At 67.9% G+C, this 5,174-nt stretch carries 6 protein-coding genes and 1 pseudogene; all 7 read left to right on the forward strand.

All coding sequences use genetic code 11. From position 1 onward, the window contains the following. Positions 1-204: 204 nt before the first annotated feature. Positions 205-606: pseudogene (locus tag G3N99_RS33965) on the forward strand (serine/threonine protein kinase); the annotation flags it as partial. Positions 607-658: 52 nt separating this feature from the next. After that, a complete protein-coding gene (gene tssA / locus G3N99_RS33970; protein ID WP_206124558.1) occupies positions 659-1,714 on the forward strand; it encodes a type VI secretion system protein TssA in 1,056 nt (351 codons plus the stop codon). Positions 1,715-1,787: 73 nt separating this feature from the next. After that, the gene (tssB, locus tag G3N99_RS33975) at positions 1,788-2,342 is read left to right on the forward strand and encodes a type VI secretion system contractile sheath small subunit (protein WP_011355191.1); all 555 of its coding nucleotides are present in this window, start codon (positions 1,788-1,790) and stop codon (positions 2,340-2,342) included. Beyond that, the gene (tssC, locus tag G3N99_RS33980) at positions 2,335-3,843 is read left to right on the forward strand and encodes a type VI secretion system contractile sheath large subunit (RefSeq protein ID WP_046547841.1); all 1,509 of its coding nucleotides are present in this window, start codon (positions 2,335-2,337) and stop codon (positions 3,841-3,843) included. The genes tssB and tssC overlap by 8 nt, the downstream gene beginning before the upstream one ends. A 71-nt stretch (positions 3,844-3,914) precedes the next feature. Beyond that, on the forward strand, positions 3,915-4,406 hold the full coding sequence (locus tag G3N99_RS33985) for a type VI secretion system tube protein Hcp (RefSeq protein ID WP_011355189.1): 492 nt from the start codon (positions 3,915-3,917) through the stop codon (positions 4,404-4,406). A 16-nt stretch (positions 4,407-4,422) separates the two neighbouring features. After that, entirely contained in the window at positions 4,423-4,971 is a 549-nt protein-coding gene (gene tssE, locus G3N99_RS33990; RefSeq protein ID WP_174931992.1) for a type VI secretion system baseplate subunit TssE, read from the forward strand. Between the two features lie 4 nt (positions 4,972-4,975). After that, positions 4,976-5,174 (forward strand): type VI secretion system baseplate subunit TssF (locus G3N99_RS33995; protein WP_206124557.1); only part of this gene is annotated, 199 nt, incomplete at its 3' end.

Here is a 5,174-nt window from a genome sequence, read left to right on the forward strand (position 1 = left end):
AAGTACACACTCCATTGACAGCGTATGCGTCGCACATATTATTTCATGACTAGCAGACCACGAGGACCGAACCCGAGACATACACGCTGTCCCTCCACGACGCTCTTCCGATCTGCCAGCGCGCCCGCCGTCGCGGCTGCCGCTTCCGCGCCGCAGGTTGCGACCACCGTGACGAACCCGGCCCCGTCGCAAGCAGGTTCCGGTTCCGCCATCGCGCCCGCCGGCAGCCTCGATGCGTCGGAGCGTGTCGTCAACGTGCCGCCGTCGGAAGCGGCCGCTACACCGGCGACTGCGCCGACACAGGCGCCGAAGGCGCCGTCGGAGGCAGAGACGGCTGTCGCCGCCGTCAACGCACCAACGGCCGAGTCGCAGCCGCGTCCGCCGAAGGCGCAGGAAACCGTCCAGGTGCGATTCAACGTGCGGCCATGGGGCGATATCTACGTGAACGGCGCGCGGCGCGGTGCGAGCCCGCCGCTGCGCTCGGTATCGCTGACGCCGGGCGTCTACGTGATCGAGATCCGCAACGGCACGCTGCCGCCGTTGCACCGCACCGTGGCGATCGACTTCGGCAGCAAACCGGTCAACATCGACTATGCATTCGAATGACGTCAGCCAGGCGGCGCTGGCCGCCGCCGCATTGTCCACGGTGCCGCCCGGCATGCCGGCGACCCCGCGCGCCGACCTGATCGGCCCGTTGCTCGCGGATGTCGCGCCCGACGCCCCGTGCGGCGCGAACCTCGAATACGACGCCGAGTTCCTGCAACTGCAGGAGCGCGCGACGCCGCGCGCCGAGCAGCAATACGGCGACACCGTGATCCCGGCCGAAGCGCCCGACTGGCGCGCGGTCGAGCGGCTCGCACTGGCGCTGTCCACGCGTACGAAGGACCTGCGCGTCATCGCCTGTCTCGCACGAAGCTGGACCGAGCAGCACGGCATTCCCGGCTATGCGGACGCGCTCGCGCTCGTCGCGAACCTGCTCGCACGCCGCTGGGACGATCTGCATCCGCGGCTCGACGCGGACGGCGAACCGGACCCGACGCTGCGGATGAACGCGCTCGCCGAGATAGCCGGCGCACACGACTGCGCGCGTGCGGCGCGCCGCCAGCCGCTGTTCGACGGCGGGCCGAGCGTACGCGACGCCGAACGGCTGCTCGACGGCCGCGACGACACCGGCAGCCCCGTGACCGGCAACCGCGAAAGCCTGCTGGCTGCGCTGTCGGCTGCGCGCAGTAACGGCGCGACGCCGCTGGATGCAGCGCGCGCGGCCCTGCATGCGCTGGAGGCGATCCGCGTGTGCGTGACGGACAAACTGGGCCGCGAATGGGCGCCCGACGAAGGCGATGCGGAGAAAGCGCTGCAGCGGATCGCGCGCGAAGTGCCGCTGCCGGAACCGCAACCGGTCTCGCTCGACATGCAGCCGGCCGCGCCCGGCGACGCGTCGCAGACCGGCCCCGCAACAACCGCAGCCGCAGCGTCCGCGATGCCGAATGCCCACGCCTGGCGCGATGCCGAGGTCACGAGCCGCGACGACGTGCGCATCGGTCTCGACAAGATGTGCCGCTATTTCGAACAACACGAGCCGAGCCATCCAGCGCCGTTGCTGCTGCGACGCGCGCAGCGGCTGCTCACGCTCGACTTCTACGAAATCATCCGCGATCTCGCACCGGAGAGCCTGCCGAAGCTGGACCTGCTGAGCGGCGAGCGGAGCGAATGAAACGAATGAAAGCCGCCGCCATGCGGGCGGCGACGACGGACTGCGCAACCTGATCGATGTGAAGGAGTGGACGATGACGGACAGAACCAAGGCGGCGGGCAGCGGACAGAAGTTCATCGCGCGCAATCGGGCGCCGCGCGTGCAGATCGAGTACGACGTCGAGACCTACGGCGCCGAACGCAAGGTGCAGTTGCCGTTCGTGATGGGCGTGATCTCGGACCTGGCGGGCAAGCGGGCCGAGCCGCTGCCGGACCTGCCGGAGCGGAAGTTCCTCGAGATCGACGTCGACAACTTCGACGAGCGGATGAAATCGGTCGCGCCGCGCGTCGCGTTCCAGGTGCCGAACACGCTGACCGGCGAGGGGATGCTCAACGTCGACATGACGTTCGAGCAGATCGACGATTTCTCGCCGGCCGCGATCGCGCGCAACGTCGACGCATTGCGGCGGCTGCTGGAGGCGCGCACCGAGCTGTCGAACCTGCTGTCGTACATGGACGGCAAGCACGGCGCCGAACAGCTGATCGAGCGCGCCATCAACGATCCCGACCTGCTGAAGACGCTCGTGCGCAACCCGCACGAGCCCGCGCAGGGCGGCGACGCGACCCAACCGGAGGCCCGCGATGAATGATCCCGTCCAATCCCGCGCGGACACACGCGACGCCGCGCAACCGGCCGTCGCGCACGACGAATTCGCCGCGCTGCTGCAGAAGGAGTTCAAGCCGAAAACGGCCGAGGCGCGCGAGTCGGTCGAACGCGCGGTGCGCACGCTTGCGCAGCAGGCGCTCGAACATACGGTCGGCATGACGACCGATGCATACGGCAGCGTGAAGCAGATCATCGCGGAGATCGACCGCAAGCTGTCCGAGCAGATCAACCAGATCCTGCATCACAACGAATTCCAGACGCTCGAAGGCGCGTGGCGCGGGCTCCATTACCTCGTCACGCACACCGAGACCGACGAGCTGCTGAAGATCAAGGCGCTGCCGGCGTCGCGCAACGAGGTCGCGCGGATGCTGAAGCGCTACAAGGGCGTCGCGTGGGACCAGAGCCCGCTGTTCCGCAAGATCTACGAAGAGGAATACGGGCAGTTCGGCGGCGAGCCGTTCGGCTGCCTGGTCGGCGATTTCCATTTCAACCACAGCCCGCCCGACGTCGAGATGCTCGGCGAGCTGTCGAAGATCGCGGCGGCGGCGCACGCGCCGTTCATCGCGGGCGCGTCGCCGGAGCTGATGCAGATGGATTCGTGGCAGGAGCTGTCGAACCCGCGCGACCTGACGAAGATCTTCCAGAACACCGAATACGCGGCGTGGCGCAGCCTGCGGCAGTCGGAGGATTCGCGCTACATCGGCCTCGCGATGCCGCGCTTTCTCGCGCGGCTGCCGTACGGCGCGCGCACCAACCCGGTCGACGAATTCGACTTCGAGGAAGACACCGACGCCGCGAACCACGACCGCTACACGTGGGCGAACTCGGCGTACGCGATGGCCGCGAACATCAACCGCTCGTTCAAGCAGTTCGGTTGGTGTTCGTCGATCCGCGGCGTCGAATCGGGCGGGGCGGTCGAAGGGCTGCCGAGCCATACGTTCCCCACCGACGACGGCGGCGTCGACCAGAAATGCCCGACCGAGATCGCGATCAGCGACCGCCGCGAGGCCGAGCTCGCGAAGAATGGCTTCATGCCGTTCGTGCACCGGAAGAACTCGGATTTCGCGGCGTTCATCGGCGCGCAGTCGCTGTACCAGCCGGCCGAGTACCACGATCCCGACGCGACCGCGAATGCGCGGCTATCCGGCCGCCTGCCGTACCTGTTCGCGTGCTGCCGCTTCGCGCATTACCTGAAGTGCATCGTGCGCGACAAGATCGGCTCGTTCCGCGAACGCGACGACATGGAGCGCTGGCTGAACGACTGGATCATGAACTACGTCGACGGCGACCCGATCAATTCGTCGCAGGAAACCAAGGCGCGCAAGCCGCTCGCGGCCGCGCAGGTGGTGGTCGACGAAGTCGAGGACAACCCCGGCTACTACACGTCGAAATTCTTCCTGCGGCCGCACTACCAGCTCGAAGGGCTCACCGTGTCGCTGCGGCTCATCTCGCGGCTGCCGACCGCGAAGGCGGCCAACGAGTGAGCGGCGCAGCAGACAACGATCGGCATTCAACGCGGCATTCATCCTGACATCGCACTGAAACGGAGACGGCAATGGGCGTGGCAATGTTTATGAAGGTGGACGGCGTGACCGGCGAATCGGCGGACGCGCAGCACAAGGGCTGGACCGACATCCAGTCGTTCACGTGGGGCGCGAGCCAGCCGGGCGCGATGGCGAGCGGCAGCGGCGGCAACGCGGGCAAGGCGAGCTTCAACGATCTCGTCGTCGCTGCGTACATGGACAAGGGTGCGCCCGCGATCATCAAGAACTGCGCGAACGGCAAGCACCTTTCGACGGTCGAGATCTCCGCGTGCAAGACGGGCGGCACGCAGGTCGAGTTCATGCGCGTGACGCTGCAGGAGGTGCTCGTCACGTCCGCGCAGGTCGCGGGCATCGATCCGGGCGACGTCGCCGACCGGCTGATGATGCATTACGGCTTCCAGGCCGCGAAGGTGAAGAAGCAGTACTGGCAGCAGAACGACAACGGCGGGAAGGGCGCGGAGGTGACCGTCGGCTGGAACATCAAGGAAAACACCGAGATGTGACGGCGCGGAGATGACCATGGACGACCCGCGAACCCGCGACGGCCGGGAGGGCAGCCTGCGCGACCGGCTCCAGCCCGCGCTGCTCGACCGGCTCACCGACGACACGCCGCAGCGTACGACCGAGGCGCCCGGCGCGCAGTGGATCGGCACCGAACGCCTGCGCGCGGCCGTGCTGCGCGATCTCGCGTGGCTGCTCAACACGCGCAACGCCGAGGACGGTTTCGTCGACTGGTCGGCGTTCGCGCACGCGCAGGCATCGGTGCTCAACTACGGGATGCGGCCGCTCGTCGGCAAGCCGATGTCGGGCGTCGAGCGGATGTCGGTCGAGGCGTCGATCCGCGATGCGATCGTGCGCTTCGAGCCGCGCATCGCGCCCGACAGCGTCGAAGTGCGCAGCGTCATCGACGCGCCCGGCGGCCGCGCCGGCGAACGGCGTCACAACGTGCTGCTGTTCGAGATTCGCGGCACGCTGTGGTCGATCCCGCATCCGCTCGAATTCGTGCTGCGCTCCGACCTCGATCTCGAGACGGGCGCGATGTCGCTGCAATCCGTGGCGGGGGCCTGACGCGATGGATACGCGCCTGCTCGACTACTACAACCGCGAACTCGCGTACCTGCGCGAGCTCGGCGGCGAATTCGCCCAGCAGTTCCCGAAGGTGGCCGCGCGGCTGCGGCTCAATGAATCGGGGCCGCCCGACCCGTACGTCGAGCGGCTGCTCGAAGGCTTCAGCTTTCTCAGCGCGCGCGTGCAGCTCAAGATGGACGCCG

It is taken from the genome of Burkholderia sp. Ac-20392 (assembly GCF_017104585.1).
Classification (GTDB): Bacteria; Pseudomonadota; Gammaproteobacteria; order Burkholderiales; family Burkholderiaceae; genus Burkholderia; species Burkholderia lata.

What these genes read in the sequence shown, in the direction of transcription:
- tssB (WP_011355191.1), top strand. Translation starts at nt 1,788, where the DNA reads ATGACGGACAGAACCAAGGCGGCGGGCAGCGGACAGAAGTTCATCGCG.
- tssC (WP_046547841.1), top strand. Translation starts at nt 2,335, where the DNA reads ATGAATGATCCCGTCCAATCCCGCGCGGACACACGCGACGCCGCGCAA.
- G3N99_RS33985 (WP_011355189.1), top strand. Translation starts at nt 3,915, where the DNA reads ATGGGCGTGGCAATGTTTATGAAGGTGGACGGCGTGACCGGCGAATCG.
- tssA (WP_206124558.1), top strand. Translation starts at nt 659, where the DNA reads ATGCCGGCGACCCCGCGCGCCGACCTGATCGGCCCGTTGCTCGCGGAT.
- tssE (WP_174931992.1), top strand. Translation starts at nt 4,423, where the DNA reads ATGGACGACCCGCGAACCCGCGACGGCCGGGAGGGCAGCCTGCGCGAC.